21 protein-coding genes, 1 tRNA gene and 2 pseudogenes are annotated in these 21,922 nt (G+C 67.5%); 13 read left to right on the plus strand and 11 right to left on the minus strand.

Annotated elements, in window-relative coordinates; all coding sequences use genetic code 11:
• The first annotated feature begins 25 nt into the window (after positions 1-25).
• From QE444_RS23180 to QE444_RS23205, 6 genes and pseudogenes are all read left to right on the plus strand, one after another.
• Positions 26-100 (plus strand) — tRNA-Gln (locus QE444_RS23180).
• A 41-nt stretch (positions 101-141) separates the two neighbouring features.
• Entirely contained in the window at positions 142-1,083 is a 942-nt protein-coding gene (locus tag QE444_RS23185; protein ID WP_007161553.1) for a ribose-phosphate pyrophosphokinase, read from the plus strand.
• A 122-nt stretch (positions 1,084-1,205) separates the two neighbouring features.
• Positions 1,206-1,829 carry a 50S ribosomal protein L25/general stress protein Ctc gene (locus tag QE444_RS23190; RefSeq protein WP_133861554.1) on the plus strand — a complete coding sequence of 208 codons (624 nt, stop codon included), beginning with the start codon at positions 1,206-1,208 and terminating at the stop codon, positions 1,827-1,829.
• Positions 1,830-1,863: 34 nt separating this feature from the next.
• Positions 1,864-2,448: an aminoacyl-tRNA hydrolase gene (gene pth / locus QE444_RS23195; RefSeq protein ID WP_133861555.1), complete on the plus strand. Its 585-nt coding sequence runs from the start codon at positions 1,864-1,866 to the stop codon at positions 2,446-2,448.
• Positions 2,449-2,490: 42 nt separating this feature from the next.
• On the plus strand, positions 2,491-3,591 hold the full coding sequence (ychF, locus tag QE444_RS23200) for a redox-regulated ATPase YchF (protein ID WP_133861556.1): 1,101 nt from the start codon (positions 2,491-2,493) through the stop codon (positions 3,589-3,591).
• A gap of 160 nt (positions 3,592-3,751) precedes the next feature.
• Positions 3,752-4,664: pseudogene (locus tag QE444_RS23205) on the plus strand (LysR substrate-binding domain-containing protein).
• On the opposite strand, the gene QE444_RS23210 reads toward QE444_RS23205, so the two are convergent.
• Together QE444_RS23210 and QE444_RS23215 are read right to left on the minus strand one after the other, a co-directional pair.
• Complete coding sequence (locus QE444_RS23210; protein WP_208693789.1) at positions 4,637-4,996, minus strand: hypothetical protein; 360 nt, start codon at positions 4,994-4,996, stop codon at positions 4,637-4,639. The pseudogene QE444_RS23205 and the gene QE444_RS23210 overlap by 28 nt on opposite strands.
• Positions 4,997-5,102: 106 nt before the next feature.
• A pseudogene (locus QE444_RS23215) lies at positions 5,103-6,292 on the minus strand (MFS transporter).
• 103 nt (positions 6,293-6,395) lie between these two features.
• On the opposite strand from QE444_RS23215, the gene QE444_RS23220 reads away from it, so the two are divergent.
• Positions 6,396-7,271, plus strand: a complete 876-nt coding sequence (locus QE444_RS23220; RefSeq protein ID WP_285388887.1) for a LysR substrate-binding domain-containing protein — start codon at positions 6,396-6,398, stop codon at positions 7,269-7,271.
• 537 nt (positions 7,272-7,808) lie between these two features.
• Here the strand turns inward: QE444_RS23220 and QE444_RS23225 are convergent.
• Positions 7,809-8,177: a hypothetical protein gene (locus QE444_RS23225; RefSeq protein WP_133861560.1), complete on the minus strand. Its 369-nt coding sequence runs from the start codon at positions 8,175-8,177 to the stop codon at positions 7,809-7,811.
• 266 nt (positions 8,178-8,443) lie between these two features.
• On the opposite strand from QE444_RS23225, the gene QE444_RS23230 reads away from it, so the two are divergent.
• Positions 8,444-9,688, plus strand: a complete 1,245-nt coding sequence (locus QE444_RS23230) for an MFS transporter (RefSeq protein ID WP_285388885.1) — start codon at positions 8,444-8,446, stop codon at positions 9,686-9,688.
• Here the strand turns inward: QE444_RS23230 and QE444_RS23235 are convergent.
• The 7 genes from QE444_RS23235 to QE444_RS23265 form a co-directional block, all read right to left on the minus strand.
• Entirely contained in the window at positions 9,666-10,577 is a 912-nt protein-coding gene (locus QE444_RS23235; RefSeq protein WP_158894809.1) for a LysR substrate-binding domain-containing protein, read from the minus strand. The two genes, QE444_RS23230 and QE444_RS23235, sit on opposite strands and share 23 nt — an antisense overlap.
• Positions 10,578-10,773: 196 nt before the next feature.
• Positions 10,774-11,397, minus strand: a complete 624-nt coding sequence (gene ycaC, locus QE444_RS23240; protein ID WP_059313433.1) for an isochorismate family cysteine hydrolase YcaC — start codon at positions 11,395-11,397, stop codon at positions 10,774-10,776.
• A 49-nt stretch (positions 11,398-11,446) separates the two neighbouring features.
• Positions 11,447-13,042 carry an MFS transporter gene (locus QE444_RS23245; RefSeq protein WP_285388881.1) on the minus strand — a complete coding sequence of 532 codons (1,596 nt, stop codon included), beginning with the start codon at positions 13,040-13,042 and terminating at the stop codon, positions 11,447-11,449.
• Positions 13,043-13,054: 12 nt separating this feature from the next.
• Positions 13,055-14,896 (minus strand): amidohydrolase, encoded by a 1,842-nt coding sequence (locus QE444_RS23250; RefSeq protein ID WP_285388879.1) that lies wholly within the window; start codon positions 14,894-14,896, stop codon positions 13,055-13,057.
• A 52-nt stretch (positions 14,897-14,948) separates the two neighbouring features.
• Positions 14,949-15,767 carry an alpha/beta fold hydrolase gene (locus QE444_RS23255; protein WP_263259266.1) on the minus strand — a complete coding sequence of 273 codons (819 nt, stop codon included), beginning with the start codon at positions 15,765-15,767 and terminating at the stop codon, positions 14,949-14,951.
• Positions 15,764-16,393, minus strand: coding sequence for an antibiotic biosynthesis monooxygenase (locus QE444_RS23260; RefSeq protein ID WP_187980422.1), 630 nt, complete (start codon positions 16,391-16,393; stop codon positions 15,764-15,766). Before QE444_RS23260 ends, QE444_RS23255 begins: the two co-directional genes overlap by 4 nt.
• Positions 16,390-16,815, minus strand: coding sequence for a DoxX family protein (locus QE444_RS23265; protein ID WP_285388874.1), 426 nt, complete (start codon positions 16,813-16,815; stop codon positions 16,390-16,392). The genes QE444_RS23260 and QE444_RS23265 overlap by 4 nt, the downstream gene beginning before the upstream one ends.
• A gap of 296 nt (positions 16,816-17,111) precedes the next feature.
• Between QE444_RS23265 and QE444_RS23270 the strand changes: the two genes are divergently transcribed.
• Positions 17,112-17,519 carry a DoxX family protein gene (locus tag QE444_RS23270; RefSeq protein ID WP_187980424.1) on the plus strand — a complete coding sequence of 136 codons (408 nt, stop codon included), beginning with the start codon at positions 17,112-17,114 and terminating at the stop codon, positions 17,517-17,519.
• A gap of 36 nt (positions 17,520-17,555) precedes the next feature.
• Here QE444_RS23270 and QE444_RS23275 read toward each other — a convergent pair whose 3' ends face one another.
• The gene (locus QE444_RS23275) at positions 17,556-18,476 is read right to left on the minus strand and encodes a LysR family transcriptional regulator (RefSeq protein WP_285388870.1); all 921 of its coding nucleotides are present in this window, start codon (positions 18,474-18,476) and stop codon (positions 17,556-17,558) included.
• 97 nt (positions 18,477-18,573) lie between these two features.
• On the opposite strand from QE444_RS23275, the gene QE444_RS23280 reads away from it, so the two are divergent.
• From QE444_RS23280 to QE444_RS23295, 4 genes are all read left to right on the plus strand, one after another.
• Positions 18,574-19,800 (plus strand): MFS transporter, encoded by a 1,227-nt coding sequence (locus QE444_RS23280; protein WP_187980425.1) that lies wholly within the window; start codon positions 18,574-18,576, stop codon positions 19,798-19,800.
• Between the two features lie 159 nt (positions 19,801-19,959).
• Positions 19,960-20,682, plus strand: a complete 723-nt coding sequence (locus tag QE444_RS23285; RefSeq protein WP_133861571.1) for a pirin family protein — start codon at positions 19,960-19,962, stop codon at positions 20,680-20,682.
• A gap of 80 nt (positions 20,683-20,762) precedes the next feature.
• Positions 20,763-21,350, plus strand: a complete 588-nt coding sequence (locus QE444_RS23290) for a VTT domain-containing protein (RefSeq protein WP_285388866.1) — start codon at positions 20,763-20,765, stop codon at positions 21,348-21,350.
• A gap of 115 nt (positions 21,351-21,465) precedes the next feature.
• Positions 21,466-21,906 (plus strand): helix-turn-helix domain-containing protein, encoded by a 441-nt coding sequence (locus QE444_RS23295; protein WP_133861573.1) that lies wholly within the window; start codon positions 21,466-21,468, stop codon positions 21,904-21,906.
• Positions 21,907-21,922: the final 16 nt, after the last annotated feature.

Below are 21,922 nucleotides of genomic sequence, written 5' to 3' on the forward strand. Positions count from 1 at the left end.
GTACAGCTAGTACTCTGCAAGATACAGGGGCGTCGCCAAGCGGTAAGGCAGCAGGTTTTGATCCTGCCATGCGTTGGTTCGAATCCAGCCGCCCCTGCCATTTTCCTTCCAAGACCCACCTCAAGCCGCAGGAACTGCAGCGTGTCCAAGATGATGGTCTTCACGGGGAACGCCAACCCCGATCTGGCACGGCGCATCGTGCGCCAGCTGCATATCCCTCTCGGTGACGTCTCCGTCGGAAAATTCTCCGATGGCGAGATCAGCGTCGAAATCAACGAGAACGTGCGGGGCAAGGATGTCTTCATCATCCAGCCCACCTGCGAGCCGACCAACGACAACCTGATGGAACTGGTGGTGATGGCCGATGCCTTCCGCCGCTCCTCGGCCACTCGTATCACCGCAGTCATCCCCTATTTCGGTTATGCCCGCCAGGATCGCCGTCCGCGTTCCGCACGCGTCGCCATCACCGCCAAGGTCGTGGCCGACATGCTGACCGTGGTGGGCATCAATCGCGTGCTCACCGTCGATCTGCACGCCGACCAGATCCAGGGCTTCTTCGATATTCCCGTGGACAACATCTACGGCTCCCCCGCCCTGGTGGATGACATCGAAGACCAGCGTTTCGAAAATCTGATGATCGTCTCCCCGGACATTGGCGGTGTGGTGCGTGCGCGTGCCGTGGCCAAGAGTCTGGGTGTGGACCTGGCGATCATCGACAAGCGTCGTCCCAAGGCCAACCAGTCGGAAGTGATGCACATCATCGGTGACATCCAGGACCGCACCTGCGTGCTGGTCGACGACATGGTCGATACCGCCGGCACCCTGTGCCACGCGGCCAAGGCCCTGAAGGAACACGGCGCCGCCAAGGTCCTGGCCTACTGCACCCACCCGGTGCTGTCGGGTCGGGCCATCGAGAACATCGACAACTCCGTGCTGGACGAGCTGGTGGTGACCAACACCATTCCGCTGTCCGCCGCGGCTCAGGCCTGCAGCCGTATTCGCCAACTGGACATCGCGCCGGTGGTGGCCGAGGCGGTACGCCGGATCAGTAACGAAGAATCCATCAGCGCGATGTTCCGTTAAGGAACAGCCGCTCTGGAAGCGCCCCGGAAGGCCGTGACGGTCTACCGGGGCTTTTTAGTCGGTAGGGCCATGGAACTGGTCGCAAGTCCCGGTCTGCCGATTCCTTATCCTGGAGATTCACAATGTCTGATTTCACTCTGAATGCCGAAGTGCGTTCCGACCTGGGGAAAGGTGCGAGCCGCCGCCTGCGTCGTAATGCCGGTAACGTTCCCGCCGTGATCTACGGTGGCGACAAGGCTCCGACGTCCATCACCCTGGTCGGCAAAGACCTGGCCAAGATGCTGGAAAGCGAAGCCGCCTTCGCCAGCGTCATCACCCTGAAGGTTGATGGCAGCAACGAAAGCGTGCTGGTCAAGGCCCTGCAGCGTCACCCCTCCAAGGGCTACGTCATGCACGCCGACTTCCTGCGCGTCATCGCCGGTCAGAAGCTGACCGCTCACGTGCCCCTGCACTTCATGAACCAGGAAACCTCCGTGGGCGTGAAGCAACAGGGTGGCGAGATCCTGCACACCATTAACGAAGTCGAAGTTTCCTGCCTGCCGAAAGACCTGCCGGAATTCATCGAAGTCGACATGGCCAAGGTCGCCCTGGACCAGATCGTTCACCTGAGCGACCTGAACGTCCCGGCTGGCGTCGAGCTGGTGTCCCTGGCCCACGGCAGCGATCTGCCGGTTGCCAGCATCCACATGCCGCGCATCCGTGAAGAAGCTGCTGACGGCGCTGCCGAAGAAGGCGCTGCCGAGTAAGTTCTCGCACGCCTGAAAGAGAAGGGCTCCTGACATGACTGCCGTCCAACTGATCGTCGGCCTGGGTAATCCGGGCCCCGAATACGACCAGACTCGGCACAATGCAGGGGCCCTTTTCGTTGAGCGACTGGCAGCCGCCCAGGGCGCGAGCCTGGCTGTCGACCGCAAGTATCATGGCCTGGTGGGGCGCTTCCGCCACGCGGGCAACGATGTTCGTCTACTCATCCCCACCACCTACATGAACCGCAGCGGCCAGGCCGTGGCGGCGCTCGCCGGCTTTTTCCGCATCCCGCCGGCAGCCATCCTGGTGGCCCACGATGAACTCGACCTGCCACCCGGCACCGCACGCCTCAAGACCGGCGGCGGCCATGGGGGGCACAACGGACTGCGCGACATCATCGCCCAGCTCGGCAATCAGAACGGCTTCCAGCGTCTGCGCCTGGGCATCGGCCATCCGGGGCATGCCAGCCTGGTCTCCAACTTCGTGCTGGGCCGCGCACCGCGCAGCGAGCAGGACCTGCTCGACACCAGCATCGATGCCGCCCTGGAGGTGGTTCCGGAGCTGCTGACCGGCGACCTGACCCGCGCCATGCAACGCCTGCACAGCCGCAAGGCCTGACCTACCCTACCCTCTTCCTTTTCTTCCGCGAGGACACACACCATGGGATTCAATTGCGGCATCGTCGGCCTGCCCAACGTCGGCAAGTCCACTCTGTTCAATGCCCTGACCCAATCTGGTATCGCGGCAGAAAACTTTCCCTTCTGCACCATCGAGCCCAACAGCGGCATCGTGCCCATGCCCGATGCGCGACTGAACGCCCTGGCGGAGATCGTCAAACCCGAGCGGGTGATCCCCACCACCATGGAGTTCGTCGACATCGCCGGGCTAGTGGCCGGCGCCTCCAAGGGTGAAGGTCTGGGCAACAAGTTTCTCGCCAACATCCGCGAGACCGACGCCATCGCCCACGTGGTGCGCTGCTTCGAAGATGAGAACGTCATCCACGTGTCGAATTCGGTGGATCCCAAGCGGGACATCGAGGTGATCGACCTGGAGCTGATCTTCGCCGACCTCGACAGCTGCGAGAAGCAGCTGCAACGCGTGACCCGCAACGCCAAGGGCGGTGACAAGGAAGCCCTGGCGCAGAAGGCCCTGCTGGAACAGCTGATTCCGCACTTCGAGGCCGGCAAGCCTGCCCGCAGCCTGCTGAAGGGCCTGGACGAGGAGCAGAAGCGCCTGGTGCGCAGCTTCCACCTGCTGACCAGCAAGCCGGTGATGTACATCGCCAACGTCGCCGAAGACGGCTTCGAGAACAACCCGCACCTGGATGTGGTCCGGGCCATCGCCGAAGAAGAAGGCGCCGTGGTGGTGCCGGTCTGCAACAAGATCGAGGCGGAAATCGCCGAACTGGACGACGACGAGGAAAAGCAGATGTTCCTCGAGTCCATGGGCATGGAAGAGCCGGGCCTGAACCGGGTGATCCGCGCCGGCTACGAACTGCTCAACCTGCAGACCTACTTCACCGCCGGGGTGAAGGAAGTCCGTGCCTGGACCGTCCGCGTCGGCGCCACCGCGCCCCAGTCGGCCGCCGCCATCCACACCGATTTCGAGAAGGGCTTCATCCGCGCCGAAGTGGTGGCCTATGCCGACTTCATCGCCTTCAAGGGCGAGAACGGCGCTAAGGAAGCCGGCAAGTGGCGCCTGGAAGGCAAGGAGTACATCGTCAAGGACGGTGACGTCATGCACTTCCGCTTCAACGTCTAAGCGACGGCGAACGCCAGAACCCCCTCCTCACCGCAAGGTGGCGAGGGGGTTTTCTTTTGCCCGTTCGCCAACGGCCTGGCTGACACCGGACGCCTGGCGATTTGGCACAATGACGGCGATCCGACCGCCGTCGAACGTCTCCCGCTGCCTGGATGCCGCCATGAATTTCGAAGACCTGCGCCTGTTCGTCACCACCCTGAACGAGGGCCAGCTTCACCGCCGCCGCCGACAAGCTGGGGCTGTCCAAGCAATACGTCAGCCGGCGGACCCTGTTGCTGGAGGAAAGTCTTGGCGTGCGGTTGATCAACCGCACCACGCGGCGTCTGCAGGCGACCGAGCTGGGGATGCTGCTCTACGAGCGAGCGGTGAAGATCCTCGAAGACGTCAACGACACCGAGGAGTTGCTCTCCAGCCGGCGGACGGTGCCCCAGGGGGTGCTGAGAGTCAGTGCGCCCATGACCTTTGGCACCCTGCACCTGAGTCCCCTGCTGCCGGATTTTCTCTCGGCCTATCCGCAGATCCGCCTGGAGCTGGATCTCAATGACCGGGCGGTGGATCTGCTCGCCGAGGGCTACGACATGTCGATCCGCATCGGCACCCTGGCCGATTCCAGTCTGATCGCCAAGCGACTGACCGAGATGCAGCTGGTGACCTGTGCCAGTCCGGATTATCTAAAGAAGGCGCCGCCGCTGCTGCAACCGGAGGATCTGGCCGAGCACAGCTGTCTGCTCTATGGCCATGGTCACCAGGTGGAATGGCGCTTTCAGCGCGGAGGCAAGCCGCTGGTGCTGCCCATGCAGGGTCAGCTCAGGGCCAACAACGGAGAGGTGGTGCGGGACGCGGCCATCGCCGGTCAGGGCATCGCGGTGCTGCCGACCTTCATCATCGGCGCGGCGCTGGCCTCAGGGGCGCTGGTGCAGGTGCTGGAAGACTTTGCCCTGCCCAGCGCGGCGGTCTATGCGGTCTATCCCCAGCATCGTCAGTCGGCGCGCATCGTCCAGCTGTTCTCGGACTATCTGCGCGACCGCCTGACGGTCGGGCCGACTCACGCTACGGCGCCGCGGGTCGGTTGACGCTGGGGCCACTGCTGGAGGGTTCGCTCGGCGCCGTCGGCAGCCAGGCGCTGGCCATCCAGACGCTGCTGCTGACGCTGGATCGCCGGCTGCAGACTGCGCTCGGCGCCGTTTTCAGCCAGGGCACGCCGCGGGTCGAGACGCTGCTGCTGGCGCTGGATCGACGGCTGCAGGCTGCGCTCGGTGCCGTTCTCGGCCAGGGTGCGATCCTGCTGCTGGTGCTTTTCGATCAGCGAACCCAGGGGGCGCAGGGCGCTTTCCTCGGCCTGGGCGGATTGGGCGATGGCGGTGGTGAGCAGAGTGGCGGCGAACAGAGCGGTGAGAGCTTTCATGGCGAGTACCTGTGTCGGGTGGGTGTGGACTCATTGTCGCCAGCCCACCCCGCGCCTAGAAATCGTCCCGCGGGATAGCGATCATCGACCGCGCTGATGATGGCGCTCAGGCCCGCGCCTGACGCTGGCGCAGCAGGAACAGGTACCAGACGGCCAGCGCCGTGGCGGCCAGCAGGCAGCCGGCCAGGCTGACGCCGGTCCAGCCAAAGTGCTCGTACAGCCGCGCCGACAGCAGCGAACCCAGGGAGCCGCCGAGGAAGTAGCCGGTCATGTAGCCGGCGTTGAGGCGACTACGGGCTTCCGGGCGCAGGCGATAGACCACGTTCTGGTTGCTGACGTGGCTGAGCTGCACGGCGAGATCCAGCACCAGGATGCCGACCAGCAGCGCCGCCAGCGACTGCTGGGCGAAGGCCAGGGGCAGCCAGGCCAGGGTCAGGGAAGCCAGCCCGATGCTGGTGGCGAGACCACCCTTGCCCTGGTCGGCCATGCGCCCGGCCAGGTTGGCGGCCAGGGCGCCCACCGCGCCGGCGAGACCGAACAGGCCGATGGTACCGTCGCTGAAGCCATAGGGTTCGGCGGCGAGCAGAAAGGCCAGGGGCGTCCAGAACACCGCGAAGACGGCGAAGCCCAGACAGCCCAGCAGGGTGCGCAGACGATGCATGGGTTCGTCGCGCAAGAGCACGAACACCGAACCCAGCAGCCGTGGATAGCTCAGGCCCGCCGACTGCTGATAGCGCGGCAGCGCCAGGCGCAGGGCCAGGGCGGTCGCCAGCATCAGACCGGCCGCCACGGCATAGACGGTGCGCGCCAGTCGCCCAGGGACGAGAGCGCCCCGGCCACGGTGCGGGCCAGCAGGATGCCGAGGATGAGGCCGCTCATCACCGTGCCCACCGCCCTACCCCGCTGCTCCGGCGCGGCCAGGGTCGCGGCGAAGGGCACCAGCACCTGGGCCACCACCGAGAAGAGTCCGGTCATGGCGGTGCCCACTAGCAGCCAGGTCAGACTGGTGGCGGTGGCGCTCAGGGCCAGGCCGGCGGCGGCGATCACACTCATGGTGACGATCAGCCGGCGGCGCTCCAGCAGATCGCCCAGGGGCACCAGCAGCAGGAGCCCGGCGGCGTAGCTGAGCTGGGCGGTGGTGACGATGCTGCCGGCCTGGGTGTAGCTGAGGTCAAAGCGCTGGGCGATGGTGTGCAGCAACGGCTGGTTGTAGTAGTTGCTGGCCACCGCGATACCGGTGGCGACGGCCATGAGCAAGGTCAGCCAGCGGCTGAGAGGAGGCGTGGGAGTCGACATCCGCAAGGTTCCGGCATGGGAAAGGCTGGTCAGTATCGGACAACGGCAGCCATCGGTTAAATGAATCGTTAAGATGGTTTCGATCTCATTTCAAGATAGCGCCATGAATCTCAAGCAACTGGAATTCGCCGTCGCCCTGGCGGAGGAGCGCCACTTCACCCGCGCCGCCGAGCGTTGCCATGTGGTGCAGTCGGCGCTCAGTCACCAGATCGCCCGCCTGGAAGCCGAACTGGGCGCCACCCTGTTCGAACGCCTGCCGCGGCAGGTGCGCCTCACCCCCGCCGGCGAAGCGCTACTGGTCCAGGCGCGGCAGGCGCTGGCGGCGGTGGAAAGGCTGCAGCAGGACGTGGCCGCCGCGGTCGGCGCCATTCGCGGCACCCTGACACTGGGCCTGATCTCCTCGGTGCCACGCCTGGATATCGTCGAGTTGCTGGCCACCTTCCATGCCCGCCATCCCCAGGTGGACATCCGGCTGCGCCAGGACAAGAGCGAGACGCTGCTGGCGGCGGTGCGCGAGCGACAACTGGATTTCGCCCTGATCGGCCTGTCGCGCCAGGTGGCCCTGGAGGCGGTGGCCAGCCGCCTACTGCTCAGCGAGGAACTGGTGGCAGTGCTGCCGGCCGCGCACGCCCTGGCGGGGCGGGAAAGGCTGTCGCTGCACGAGCTGGTGGATCTGCCGCTGGTGGACCTGCCCGCCGGCAGCGGCGCCCGGCGGCAGACCGACGAGGCCTTCGCCGCCCTGGGCCTGCCCCATCGGGTGCGTTTCGAGACGGGCAACATGCAGCTGCTGGAACGCTTCGTCCGTCGTGGCCTGGCGATCGGACTGGTGCCCCAGAGTATCGCCAGCACCTTTGCCGGCCTGGCCCGGGTGCCGGTCAGCGATGCCCCGCAGCGCAACGTCCATGCCATCTGGTCGCCGCTGCCGACGCCGGCGACGCGGGAATTTCTCAAGGTCCTGGAAGAGGCCCTGGTGGATTAGCCCCACTTACCAGCGGGCCGTGCAGCCGTTGAGGTGATGCGCGGGCTACGTGCCGGAGTATGGTCCGGTGACGGCCCCCTGGGGCACGAGGCGCTTCTTGGTCCGCGATCCTGGTGGCCAGTCGATGCGACCGCGCCTACGGTCTATCGCAGCCATGGCCTGAGCCTTTTCCAGGGGTGACGTCGCTGTGTGCAGGGCGTGCCCTCACCCCGACCCTCTCCCGGAGGGAGAGGGGGTTGTTCGAGCAGGCATTCAGCTCTATCGGAGCCGTAGCCTGGAAAACGGCGCAGCCTTTTCCGGGACTGACTTCAGTGTGCAGGGCGTGCCCTCACCCCAACCCTCTCCCGGAGGGAGAGGGGGTTATTCGAGCAGGCGTTCAGCTCTATCGGAGCCGTAGCCTGGAAAACGGCGCAGCCTTTTCCGGGAGTGACTTCAGTGTGCGGGGCGCGCCTTCACCCCAACCCTCTCATAGAGGGAGAGGAGAACCGAGCAGGTGTTCAGCCGCTGTGAAACGCTCGACAGCCTGCCGACCTGCCCTCAACCCTCGCTAACCGGCAGCCGGCGGACGAAGGTGCCCACCCGCCAGGCCAGCTGCTCGCCCTGGCACTGCACCAGCAGATTGCGTACCGGATAGGACTGGCCGGCAATGCTGGCCTCGGCTTCCGCCTCGCTGGCGCCGTCAAGGTGGTTGCGGGCCAGCACCTGATAGCTGCCGGTGGCGCAACGCTCGGCAGCTTCGCCCGCGCAGCCGGACCAGCTGCCGAATACCCCGTTGCACTGCACCAGGTAGGCGGTGCGGCCATCCTGCAGGTAGGCGGTGTGGGAGCTGGCACAGCCGGCCAGGAGGGCGAGCGAGCCGGCGCAGGCCAGCAGGCGGAGGGTATTGCGAAGGGCGGCGAGGGACATGGGAGTGGCTCCAAACAATATGGAGCCATCGTAAGAAGCCAACGCCCTCGTCCATAAATCGTACCGGCGGATAGCGCTTATCGACGCGGCTGATGGTGCCCCCGGACGTCTCCGGTCAGGCGCGGACTTTTGTGATGCTCACCTTAAGGTTCTCGTAAGCGCTCCGGGGAGAGGCTAGCGATACAACCACTACAACCAAGGCTGCCTCCCCACTGACCCCGCGAGCCGCCAGGGCGTCGACAGCCCTTCGAGCAAGGAGATTGGCCATGTCTACCTGGACTTCTACACAGCGCAACGTGGCCTTCGCCACCTTTGCCAGCTGGACGATGGATGCATTCGACTTCTTCATCCTGGTCTTCGTCCTCAGCAACCTGTCGACGTATTTCCACAACTCGGTGACCGATGTCTCCCTGTCGATCATGCTGACCCTGGCGGTGCGTCCGATAGGCGCCCTGATCTTCGGGCGCCTGGCCGAGCGGCATGGGCGCCGGCCGATTTTGATGCTCAACATCGTGCTGTTCTCGGTCTTCGAGCTGCTGTCCGCCTGGTCGCCGACCTTCATGGCGTTCATGGCTTTCCGTCTTCTCTACGGCGTGGCCATGGGCGGGGTCTGGGGCGTGGCTTCGTCGCTGGCGATGGAAACCATCCCCGATCGCGCGCGCGGGCTGATGTCGGGGATCTTCCAGGCCGGCTATCCCTGCGGCTACCTGCTCGCCTCCATCGTCTTCGGCTTGTTCTTCACCACGGTGGGTTGGCGCGGCATGTTCCTGATCGGCGCCCTGCCGGTCCTGCTGCTGCCCTTCATCTACTTCAAGGTGCCGGAGTCGCCGGTGTGGCTGGCCGCGCGCGAGCGCAAGGAGAGTACTGCCCTGCTGCCAATCCTGCGCCAGCACTGGAAGATCTGCCTGTACATGGTGCTGCTGATGGCCTGCTTCAATTTCTTCAGCCACGGCACCCAGGACCTCTATCCCACCTTCCTCAAGGTGCAGCACCAGTTCGATGCCCATACCGTGAGTCTGATCGCCATCGGCTACAACATCGCGGCGATGCTCGGCGGCGTGCTCTTCGGTTCGCTGTCGGAACGCATCGGCCGCAAGAAGGCGATCATGCTAGCCGCACTGCTGTCGTTGCCGGTCCTGCCCCTGTGGGCCTTCTCCAGCGGCTCCTGGACGCTGGGCATCGGCGCCTTCCTGATGCAATTCATGGTGCAGGGCGCCTGGGGCGTGGTGCCCACCTATCTCAACGAACTGGTGCCGGGCAATGTGCGCGCCGTGCTGCCGGGCTTCGTCTACCAGATGGGCAACCTGCTGGCCTCGGTCAACGCTACCCTGCAGGCGCATATCGCAGCGGCCCACGGCGGCAACTATGGCTTGGCCATGGCGCTGGTGGCAGGCACCGTGGCGCTGCTGATCATCCTCTTCGTGGCCTTCGGCAAGGAGACCCGTGGCATGCAGATTTCCGGAGCGGTGGCCGAGCAGCCGGCTGGGCTCACGCAGCCGGTTCGCCCATGAATCTGATGATCTCGCCGCGCAGCCAGCGCTCGCCCGGATCCTGGTCCTGGGCCGCGCGCCAGACCAGCGACAGTTTGGCCGGGACGATGGGAAACGGTGGTTCCTCGATGCGCAGGCCGCCGCCCGCAGCCAGCGCCCGGGCGGCGTAGTCGGGCACCGTGGCGAGCAATTCGCTGCCGGCCAGCAGGGCGCCGAGACCGTTGAAGTGGGGTACGCCCAGGGCCACCTTGCGACTGCGGCCGAGGCGCGCCAGGTCGTCGTCGATGTTGCCGCAGAGATCGCCGGACATCGACACCAGCACATGGGGCCGCGCGCAATAGTCATCCAGGGTCAGGGGCGCGGGATCGCGGTCGGCGCGCACCACCAGGGCGCGGATGTGCCTCAGGGTACGGCACCTGGCGTTGGCCGGCAGCTGGGTGGTGTAGCTGATGCCCAGGGACACCTCGCCACTGGCCAGCAGGCCGGGCAGCAGCAGGAAGTTGGCGTTGCGCACCACCAGCACACAGTGCGGCGCCACCTCGCGCAGATGGGCCAGCAGCGGCGGCAGCAGGCCGCACTCGACGTCGTCGGACATGCCCAGGCGAAACACCGCGCGACTGGCGCCGGGGTCGAAGTCGTCGACCTCGCTCAAGGCATTGGACAGGCCGTCCAGCGCCGGGCGCAGCCGTTCGAGAATGGCCAGGGCCCGCGGCGTGGGCTCCATCGCCCGCCCACTGCGTACCAGCAGGGGGTCGTCGAAGAATTGCCGCAGGCGCACCAGGGCGGCACTGATGGCCGGCTGGCCGAGAAAGAGCTTTTCCGCGGTGCGGGTGAGATTGCGCTCGTGCATCAGGCTTTCGAACACCACCAGCAGGTGCAGGTCGATGCGGCGCAGGTCGTTGCGGTTCACGGCATCCCTCCGCGAAGGTCAGGCGCCGGGAGGGGCGCCTGACTGTCGTTACCTTAGAGTCTGTTCAAAGTCTCGCGAGCTAGAGCCAAACAAGGCGAAGAGGCCTGAGGAAGCGGAGTTTACAAATAGTAAATGAGCATTCCGAAGGCCTCTTCAACGCCGTTTGGCCGACGCGCAGCAGACTTTGGATAGGCTCTTACTTGGCGGCCAGCTTGGCGTAGCTCGTCATCAGGTTGCGGTAGTTGGGGATGTGGTTGGACAGCAGGGCACCCAGGCCCTCGATGTCGTTGCGCCAGTCGCGGTGCAGCTCGCAGGCCACGCTGAACCAGTTCATCAGTTGCACGCCGGCGGCGCTCATGCGCGCCCAGGCAGCCTGCTGCACGGTCTTGTCGAAGGTGCCGGAGGCATCGGTCACCACGAAGACGTCGAAGCCTTCGGCGATGGCCGCCAGGGCCGGGAAGGTCACGCAGACGTCGGTCACCACGCCGGCGATGATCAGCTGCTTGCGGCCGGTGGCCTTGATGGCGGCGACGAAGTCTTCGTTGTCCCAGGCGTTGATCTGGCCGGGGCGGGCGATGTACGGCGCCTCGGGGAACAGCTCGACTAGCTCGGGCACCAGCGGGCCGTTGGGGCCCTGCTCGAAGCTGGTGGTGAGGATGGTGGGCAGGCCGAAGAACTTGGCGCTGTTGGCCAGGGCCAGGACGTTGTTCTTGAAGTCGCTGGGGGTGAAATCCTGGACCAGCGAGATCAGACCGGCCTGGTGGTCGATCAGCAGGACGACGGCATCGTTCTTGTCGAGACGGTTGTAGGGCTTGCTCATGGTGGAGTCCTCAGGGAGTGGGTTTGGGGGTTGCGGGTGAAGGGCGGCATCAGGCGCCGCCCAGGAGATGGCGAATAGCGACGGGTACGCCGGGGGTCTGGTACTGGCGCGCCGCCGCTTCCAGGCGCTGTTCGCCCTGGGTGACGCGGTGGTGGTGGCGCAGGTGTTCCAGCCAGGATTCGTCGCAGAAGAATTCCTGCCAGCGGCGTGGTTCGGCGCTGTCCTGCAGCAAGGCCCAGGAGAAGGCGCCGTTGCGTCGGCGCATGGCGCCCACCGCCTGCATGGCCTGGCGAAAGGCCGGACCATGCTCGGGGGCGATGTCGTACTCCAGGGTGACCATCACCGGGCCACGCTCGCGATCCAGGGAGTCGTCGAGGATCGGCGCCGGCCAGTGCAGCGAAGGGGCGATATCTGCGGCCGGGGTGACCGGCAAGCGCAGGCGCCAGGTCAGCCCGATGCCGGCCAGCAGCACCCCGGCCGCCGCGCTCAGGGCAAGACTCAGGGAGAAGTGACTGGCCAGGGCGCCCCAGAGCAAGCCGCCCAGGGCGCTGGTGCCAAAGAACACCAGGATGTAGACGGCCAGGGCACGGGCGCGCACCCAGGCGGGCACGACGGTCTGGGCCGCCACCTGCAGGCTGGAGAGCACGGCGATCCAGGCCAGGCCGCTGACCAGCATGACCGGCAGCAGCCAAGCGAAGTCGCGAATCCAGGCCAGGCCGAGCAGGACCCCGGCATAGAGCGCACTGGCACCCGCCACCAGCAGGTCGCTGGACAGCCGTTCGCGCAGCCGCGGCAGGAGCATGGCGCCGCCGATGGCACCCAGGCCGACGCACCCGAGCAGGATGCCGAAATCCAGGGCGGTACCCTGCAGGGCCTGGCGCACCAGCAGTGGCAACAGGGCCATGCCGGCGCTGGCGCCGAGGAAAAACGCGGCGGTCCGGGCCAGCACCACCTGCAGCTGGAGCGAGCTGCGGGCATAGCGGAGGCCGACCCGGACGGCGCCCAGCAGGCGCTCCGCGGGCAGCACGGCGGCTGCAGGTTGGCGTCGCCAGGTCAGGAGCGCGACGATCACGGCAAGGAAGGAAACGGCATTGAGGGCGAAGGTCAGCCAGGGACCGGTCAGGCTGACCAGCACCCCGGCGAGCGCCGGGCCGAGGGCACGGGCCACGTTCATGCCCAGGCTGGACAGGGCGATGGCCGCGGGCAACTCGCTTTTATCGACCAGCTCGGGGGTCAGCGCCGACCAGGCCGGCAGCATCAGCGCCGTGCCCACGCCCATGGCCAGGGTCAGGCCCAGCAGCAGCGGCACGGTCATCCAGCCGGCCAGGGTCAGCCCGGCCAGAGCCAGGGCCACCGCGGCCATCCACAGCTGCACGCCGAGCAGGTAGCGACGGCGGTCGACCATGTCGGCCAGGGCGCCGGCCGGCAGTGCCAGCAGGAACATCGGCAGCGCCCCCGCCACCTGGACCAGGGCCACCGCCAGAGGACTGGCCGACAACGAGGTCATCAACCAGCCGGCGCCCACCTCGTGCATCCAGGTACCGATGTTGGAGGCGATGCTGGCCAGCCACAGCCAGCGGAAGGTGCGCTGACGCAGGGGCTGCCAGGGCGAGGCGGTGGTGGAAGTCAGGGCGGCGGCGGTCATGGCGGACGCTCCTCAGAAGCTGAAGCAGGAGCAGCCGAAGGCGCCCCAGAAGCCACTGAAGTCGCTGACCGGCACCCGGCTCTGGCGCGCCCGCTCATGGCCGTGGCCATGCACGGAACAGGCGCCGGCGCACTGGTGCACGGCGGCCTGCAGGGGCGCACCGGGCTTCCAGTGGCCGGGCACCTTGACCACCGGCGACCAGTCCGGGGTGACGGGCAGGGGCGGCGGACCCAGGCGATCGAATTCCTCGGCGCCATGGACGATACGACCACCGACCACGGTCAGCACCGACTCCAGGTGCTTGATGGCCTCTTCCTCGACCGTGAAGAAGTCCGCCGAGAGCACCGCCACATCGGCCAGCTGGCCTACCCGCAGCTGGCCCTTCTTGCCCTGTTCCGAGGAGAACCAGGCGCTGCCCTGGGTGAACAGCTGCAGGGCGGTGGCCCGTGGCAGGCCTTCCTGGTAGAGCGCCAGGCCGCCGACGGTACGGCCGCTGACCAGCCAGTACAGCGAGGTCCAGGGGTTGTAGCTGGAGACGCGGGTGGCATCGGTCCCCGCCCCTACCGGTACGCCTTCGGCGAGCATCCGCTGGATCGGCGGGGTCTGCTCGGCGGCCTGGGCACCATAGCGGTCGACGAAGTATTCGCCCTGGAAGGCCATGCGGTCCTGGATGGCGATGCCGCCGCCGAGGGCCTTGACCCGCTCGATGTTGCGCGAACTGATGGTCTCGGCGTGGTCGAAGAACCAGGGCAGCCCGTTGAAGGGCACGTCGCGGTTGACCCGCTCGAAGACGTCGAGCATGCGCGAGATGGATTCGTCGTAGGTGGCGTGCAGGCGGAACGGCCAGCGCTGCTCCACCAGGTGACGCACCACCGGTTCCAGATCGGCCTCCATGGTGGGCGGCAGGTCCGGGCGCGGTTCGAGGAAGTCCTCGAAGTCGGCCGCGGAGAAGGCCAGCATCTCGCCGGCGCCGTTGTGGCGGAGGAAGTCGGTGCCCTGGTGCAGGGTGACGCTGCTGGTCCAGTTCCTGAAGTCGGTCAGCTCTTCCTTGGGCCGCTGGGTGAAGAGGTTGTAGGCGATGCGCACGGTGAGCTGGTCGGCATCGGCCAGTTCCTGGATCACCTGGTAGTCGTCCGGGTAGTTCTGGAAGCCGCCGCCGGCGTCGATGGCGCTGGTCAGGCCCAGGCGATTGAGCTCGCGCATGAACTGGCGGGTGGAGTTGACCTGGTATTCCAGCGGCAGCTTGGGCCCCTTGGCCAGGGTGGCGTAGAGGATCATGGCATTGGGCCGGGCGATGAGCATGCCGGTGGGCTCGCCGCGGGCATCGCGCTGGATCTCGCCACCTGGCGGATTGGGCGTGTCCTTGGTGTAGCCCACGACACGCAGGGCGGCGCGGTTGAGCAGTGCCCGGTCGTAGAGGTGGAGGATGAACACCGGGGTGTCCGGCGCGGCCTGGTTGAGCTCCTCCAGGGTCGGCAGCCGGCGCTCGGCGAACTGGAATTCGTTCCAGCCGCCCACCACCCGCACCCACTGGGGCGCCGGGGTGCGCTCGGCCTGGTCCTTGAGCATGCGCAGGGCATCGGCCAGCGAGGGCACGCCCTCCCAGCGCAGTTCCAGGTTGTAGTTGAGGCCGCCGCGGATCAGGTGCAGGTGGGAGTCGTTGAGGCCGGGGATGGCGCGGCGCCCGCGCAGGTCGACCACCTGGGTGCCCGGGCCGCGATGGGCCATGACGTCGCTGTCGCTGCCCACGGCAAGAAAGACGCCGTCCTTGATGGCGACCGCGGTCGCCTCGGGGCGCTCGGGATCGACGGTGTGGAGCTTGCCGTTGTGCAGAATCAGATCGGCGTGTTGCATGTGGCCTCCGGGACCAGGATCAGAAGTCCGGGCGCGAGGCGCCCGGGAAGGCTCAGCGGGCGACGAAGGCCAGCAGGTCGCGGTTCAACTGCTCGGCGTGAGTCACCGCGAAGCCGTGGGGGGCGCCGGCGTACACCTTGAGCTCGGCGCCACGGATCAGCTCGGCGGCCAGCTTGCCGGTGGTCGCGAAGGGCACCACCTGGTCGGCGTCGCCGTGGATCACCAGGGTCGGCACGTCGATCTTGGCCATGTCCGGCCGGAAGTCGGTCTCGGAGAAGGCGGTGACGCAATCCAGGGTGCCTTTCAGCGAAGCCAGCAGGGCGATGTTGAGGGTCTGGGTGAAGACGCCCGCGGAGACCGTCTGGCCCTGGTTGGTGCCATAGAACACCGGGGCGAAGTCGGCGAGGAACTGGGCGCGGTCCTTCAGCAGACCACCGCGGATACCGTCGAAGACGCCCTGGTCGACGCCCTGGGGGAAGTCCGGCTGCTGCCCGAACAGCGGGGTGACGGCGCCGAGCAGCGCCAGCTTGGCGACCCGCGCCGAGCCATGGCGCGCCAGGTAGCGGCTGACGTCGCCCCCGCCCATGGAAAAGCCCACCAGGGTGACGTCGCGTAGGTCCAGGTGCTCGATCAGCTCCTTGATGTCATCGGCGAAGGTGTCGTAGTCATAGCCATTCCACGGCTGGCCGGAGCGCCCGAAGCCGCGGCGGTCGAAGGCGATGGCGCGATAGCCGTGGCTGGCCAGATGGTGCATCTGGTAGTCCCACATGTCGGCGTCCAGCGGCCAGCCGTGGCTGAACAGCACGGGCTTGCCGCTGCCCCAGTCCTTGAAATAGATCTCGACGCCGTCGCGGGTGGTGAAGGTGCTCATGGTTGCTCGCCTCTGTGGGTGGAAGGAGTGGAAAAGGCGCCCGAGCGGGCGTTGAGCCAGGGCGCGCACAGGCGGCTCACCCTCGGCATGATCAGGAATACCACCAGCGGCACGATGCACAGGGTGATCAGCAGGTTGCTCGGCACAGTGCCGGCCAGCAGCGGATAGCGCGCGAACAGCGGCTGCCACAGTGGTGGGATCAGCATCGTCAGGGGCGCGATGACCAGGTAGGTCAGCACCGCCTGCTTCCAGGCCGGCGGCGGGCGCACGCCGGGGCGCGGCGGGTTGAACCAGAATTCGGCGTCGGCATGCACCTCGGGCGCATCGGCCTCGCGCAGCAGCGGCGCCACCTCGGCGATCAGCGCCTGGCGTTCGGGCGAGGCCAGCCAGGCCTGGAGCTGGTCGACGTCGGCGAAGCGCACCAGGGTGGTGAAGGCGGCGCCCTCCTCCGCCGGCGGGATGACATCCACGCCCAGGTGGCCGCAGGCCGCGCGGGCGGCGGTGACCGCGCGCTGCAGCCAGCGCTGGTAGGCGTCCTGCTGGTCGGCCAGGGGCTGGTGGCGGATCACCAGGGTGACGATGCGGCTGTGGGCCTGCTGCAGGTCCTGCCCGAGTGCGGCACTCATGACAGCGCCCTCGCGAAACCACCCTGGGTGGCTTGACGCCTGGCCAGCCGCGCCTCCAGCGAATAGCGACCCGGCCCGGTGAGCGCCAGGGTGCCGAACAGCACCAGCAGCAGCCAGCCGAACTGGCCTTCTTCCAGGGACCACTGCGGATGCACCACCAGCAGCGCAATCAGCAGCACGCCGAGGATCGGCAGGCAGGCCAGGCGCGTCGCCCAGCCCAGGGCGATCAACAGCGGGCAGACGACCTCGGCGAAAACCGCGAAACCCAGGGTCGGCCAGGCACCCAGGTGCAACGGGTCCTCGATCAAGCCGAGTTGCTGGCGGAAATGCAGCGACTTGGGCAGACCATGCACCGCCAGGAGCAGTCCGGCGCCACCCAGGCGCAGGAACAAGAGTCCCAGATCCAGTCGCAAGCGTTCCATGGCCCAGCCTCCCGCGAAAAGAATCGGCTGCGAGAAGACCCCGCGCCGTCGATGGAGCGGACTTTCACCCGGACGACGCTGGGCGGCCTTGGACGTCTGTGCTGGTTTTTGTACGCCTGTGCTGTGGCGTGCAGGTGAAAGGATTCAGGTCACAGTACGGATCAGTACGCCGGAAATAGTCAACTCTTGAGAGACTATGAAACGCGGAACGGCTACTTAATCGAATTCAGGGTGGACAGTAACCTGGCCCCATCGCATCCACACCGGATGCCGGACCTCACCAAGGACAGTCGACGATGAACACTCAAGCCCTCACCGCCACCACCGGCCGCCTGCTGCTCGCCAGCCTCTTCCTGTTCAGCGGCGTGGGCAAACTGCTCGCTCCGGCGGCCACCAAGGGCTACATCGCCGCCATGGGCCTGCCCTTCCCGGACCTTGCCTACCTCGGCGCCCTGGCGGTGGAGCTGGGACTCGCCAGCCTGCTGCTGATCGGCTATCGCACCCGGCCGGTGGCGCTGGCCATGGCCGCCTTCACCCTGGTGACTGCCCTGGTGTTCCACCACAACTTCGCCGACCAGAACCAGCTGATCCACTTCCTCAAGAATGTCGCCATCGCCGGTGGCCTGCTGCAGGTGGCCGCCTTCGGCGCCGGGGCCCTGAGCCTGGATGGCCGGCGGCCGGCGCGGTCGGCCCGCCTCGCCTGATCGCCCTCGCTCGATGCGCCCGCCCGATCCTTGCGTTCAGGCGGGCGCTGTCACATCCAGCATCCTGGCACAGGCCTCGCGCACCAGCTCGAGAAACAGGCGCAGTCGCGCCGGATAGACGCGGGCATAGGGATAGATGAGATAGATCGGCAGGGGCGCGGCCTGCCACTCGGGGAGCAGATGGACCAGGCGCCCCGCAGCGACGTCCTCGCGCACCATCCAGTGCGACAGTGCCGCGCAGCCCAGGCCGCGCACCGCGGCATGCCGGGCGACAAAGAGGCTCTCGGTGGCCAGCCGTGGCCGCAAGGGGACCAGCCGGCTTTCGCCAGTGGCGCCCAGCTGCAGGCGCAGTTCGGTCTGGTAGAACTGGGTCATGGCGATCCAGGGCAGCGCCGTCAGCTCCTCGGGTGTCTGCAGGGCGCTCGCCAGCTCCGGCGCCGCCACCAGGATGCGCTGGACGTCGCCCAGGCGCACCGCCACGGTGTCCGGATCCTCCACCACCCCCACCCGGATGGCACAGTCGACGCCATCGGCGACGAAATTCGGTGCCCGGTCGCTGAGCACCCAGTCCACCTGCATCCCCGGATAGCGCCGCAGATAGGTCTCCAGCGGATCGAGCAACTGCTCCTGGCCGAAGGCATGGGGCATCACCACCCGCAGCCGTCCCTCGGGCTCGGCATGGGCGCCGTGCAGGGCGGCGGCGAAGGCCTGCCAATCGCCGAGCAGTTGCTGGGCCTGGCGATAGCAGCGCTGGCCGTCCTCGGTCAGGCGCAGGGCGTGGGTCGAGCGCTGCACCAGGCGCACCTGCAGCGCGGCCTCCAGCGCCTGCAGGCGCCGACTGACGGTGGGCTGCGTGGTACCGAGCTGGCGTGCCGCCGCCGACAGGCTGCCGGCCTCGACGATGCGCACGAAGGTTTCCAGCAGATCGAGACGATCATGGGTAAAGGTGGTGTTCATACGGCCTACGTATACCCCCTGTACCCGGCGTTCGGCTACAGGTGGCGATGGCTCTGGTGAAGAATGCGTTCATCGTCTTCCCACCGGATGAACCGCCATGACCGACATTCCACTCCCGCATAGCCACACCTCACCTCAAGTTGCCAGCCTGTCCCCTGCCCTGCTCGGCCTGCTGGCCACCGGCGCCGGCCTGAGCGTGGCCAACCTCTATTACAGCCAGCCGCTGCTCGGCATTCTCGCGGGCGCACTGCCAGCACCTGCCGCCGACGTGGGACTGATCCCTACCCTTACCCAGCTCGGCTATGCCCTGGGGCTGCTGCTGCTGGCGCCCCTGGGTGATCGCTTCGACCGCCGCCGCATCATCCTGGCCAAGCTGGCCGTGCTGCTGCTGGCGCTGCTGGGCGCCAGCCTGGCGCCGGGGCTGCACGGGCTGCTGCTGGCCAGCCTGGTGACCGGGCTGGCCGCCACCGTGGCCCAGGACCTGGTCCCTGCCGCCGCGACCCTGGCGCCGCCGGCCGCGCGCGGGCGCATCGTCGGCACGGTGATGACCGGCCTGCTGCTGGGCATCCTGCTGTCCCGGGTGGTCAGCGGCCTGGTGGGCGAGTGGTTTGGCTGGCGGGCGGTCTATCTGCTCGCCGCCCTGAGCATCGCCGCCATCGGCGTGGCGGTGTGGCGCGGCCTGCCCGCCTTCGCCGCCACCACCCGACTCAGCTATCCGGCCCTGCTCGGCTCCCTGGGCGCGCTCTGGCGCCGGCATGCCGCGCTGCGCCGGGCGACCCTGGCGCAAGGCCTGCTGTCGGTGGGCTTCAGTGCCTTCTGGTCGACCCTCGCCCTCTATCTGCACGCCGGGCCCTTCCAGCTGGGCAGCGCCGCCGCCGGCGCCTTCGGCCTGGCCGGTGCCGCCGGTGCCCTGGCCGCGCCCTGGGCCGGCCGCCTGGCGGATCGCCATGGCTCGGAATGGGTGACGCGGCTGGGCATCGGCCTGGCGGCCCTGGCCTTCGCCAGCCTGCTCCTGCTGCCCTGGTTGCCGGGCGTGGCCGGTCTGGTACTGCTGGCGCTGGCGACGGTGATCTTCGACCTGGGCGTCCAGGCCACCCTGATCGCCCACCAGGCCCAGGTCTACGGCCTGGAACCCGAGGCGCGCAGCCGGCTCAACGCGGTGCTCTTCACCGGCATGTTCATCGGCATGGCCAGCGGCGCGGCCCTGGGCAGCCTGCTGCTGGCGCGGCTGGGCTGGAGCGGCGTCGCCGGTCTGGCGCTGGCGACCGCGCTGCTGGCGCTGACCGTCCGGCTCTGGCCGGCCCGTCCGCGCCAGGTTCAATGAGCGCGGAGCAGCAGGTGACGCCAGCCAGCCAGGGGTATCGTCAACCAAAACAGGACGACCATTCTCCTTCCAGCTCGTTAATCAAACCCAGGCGCCACAGTAGGATGACTTCCATGGCGTCGGAACAGACCGCGCCCCACTCAGACAAGGAGCCTCATCATGCTGGCCATTCGTAAAGCTTCCGATCGCGGCGCCGCCAACCACGGCTGGCTCAAGTCCTTCCACACCTTTTCCTTCGCCAGCTATCGCAATCCGGCGGAGCAGGGCTTCTCCGACCTGCTGGTGATCAACGACGACACCGTGACCGGAGGCCAGGGCTTCGGCGAGCATCCGCACCGCGACATGGAGATCTTCTCCTATGTGCTCGAAGGCGCCCTGGAGCACCAGGACAGCCTGGGCACCGGCTCGGTGATCCGCCCCGGTGACGTCCAGCTGATGAGCGCCGGCAGCGGCGTCAGTCACAGCGAGTACAACCACTCGGAGCGCGAGAGCGTGCACTTCCTGCAGATCTGGATCGTGCCCAACGTGCGCCGCGCCGAACCGCGCTACCAGCAGCAGCACTTCAGCGCCGCGGCCAAGCGTGGCCGCCTGGCCCTGATCATCTCGCCGGACGGCGCCGAGGGTTCGCTGGAAGTGCGCCAGGACGCCCGGGTCTACGCCGGTCTGTTCGACGGCAGCGAAGGCGCCACTCTGCAACTGGCCCCCGAGCGCCATGCCTATGTGCACGTCGCCCGCGGTAGCCTGGAACTGAACGGCGTCCTGCTGCAGGCCGGTGACGGCGCCAGGCTGCGCGGCGAGCGCGAACTGCAGCTGGCCCACGGCACCGACGCCGAGGTGCTGGTGTTTGATCTGCGGCCCAACGAACTGCCGCAAATGCCCTGACTACGATTTGCTCGCGAAATCGTAGGCCCTGTTTGCGCTAGGAGGCCGCTCCAACGGCCTCCCCTTGCCGAGAACGCGCCATGAGCACCCAAGCCCTGACCTCCCTGGTGGCCGGTAACGCCACCCTCTGGCTGACGCTGAACGTCTTTGGCGAACAGCTGGGCCTGCCGGTACCGGCCTATCCGTCGCTGGTGGTGATGGGCGCCGCGGCCGATGAAGCCGAATTGCTCCTGGCGCTGCTGGCTACCGTGGCGGTCACCGGCGTGGCCGATCTGCTCTGGTACTGGGCCGGCCGGCGACATGGCGCCTGGCTGTTGCGCCACCTGCCTGGCCACGTCCCGGCGGCTACCCGCCTGCCCGGCCTGCTGCTGGTGGCCAAGTTCGTCCCCGGCGCCGCGGCCCTCGCCACCCTCAGCGCCGGTGCCAGCGCCATGCCCCTGCGGCGCTTCCTGGCCTACGACCTGGGCGGCGCCACCCTGTGGATCGGCTCCGGCCTGGCCCTGGGAAAGCTGTTCGAAGAACACATCCTGGCCCTGCTCGACAGACTCCAGGCCTATGGTCCGGCGCCCCTGCTGCTCGCCGGACTGCTCGGCCTCGCCCTGCTGGGCTGGCACCTGCTGGCCCGGCGGCACCCTCGGCCAGCTCCGGCGCGACAGTATTGCGCCTAGAGCGTTGCCGCCTTAACGCTAATTAACGATAGGCAACTCGCACGTCAGACAGCTGCAGGGAATCATTCTCATCCAGACGGTCGCGCGACGCGGCTGGTTTGATAGGGAGAGCGCCATGTCCATGACCGTCGATAGCACCCTGGCTCTATCCAGCACCCGACTGATCGGTTTGGCCGCCTGGCAGGAACGGCTGGCCAAGGAGGTCCTGCTGCAGCATCTGGAGCGCGGTATCAGCGTCAGTCAGGTAGCCTCCGTCTGCGGCCTGTCGCGCAGTCACTTCACCCGCCAGTTCAAGCTCAGTGCCGGGCTCGCTCCACTGGAATGGTTGCGGCAGCAGCGCATCCACCGCGCCCAGCAATTACTCGCCGAGCGCGAATTGCCCCTGGCGGCGATCGCCCTGGAATGCGGCTTCTTCGATCAGGCGCATCTGAGCCGGGTATTCACCCGCGCCATCGGGGTCCCGCCGCTGGCCTGGCAGCAGCAGGCCCTGGAGCGGCGGTTGCTGGCGGAACTGCCGCAGATGCAGCCGCAGCATGGCCAGCAGGCGGTAGCCTAGCGTCGCCCCGCTGCCT

This window comes from Pseudomonas sp. SORGH_AS_0199 (assembly GCF_031453735.1).
Classification (GTDB): Bacteria; Pseudomonadota; Gammaproteobacteria; order Pseudomonadales; family Pseudomonadaceae; genus Chryseomonas; species Chryseomonas aestiva.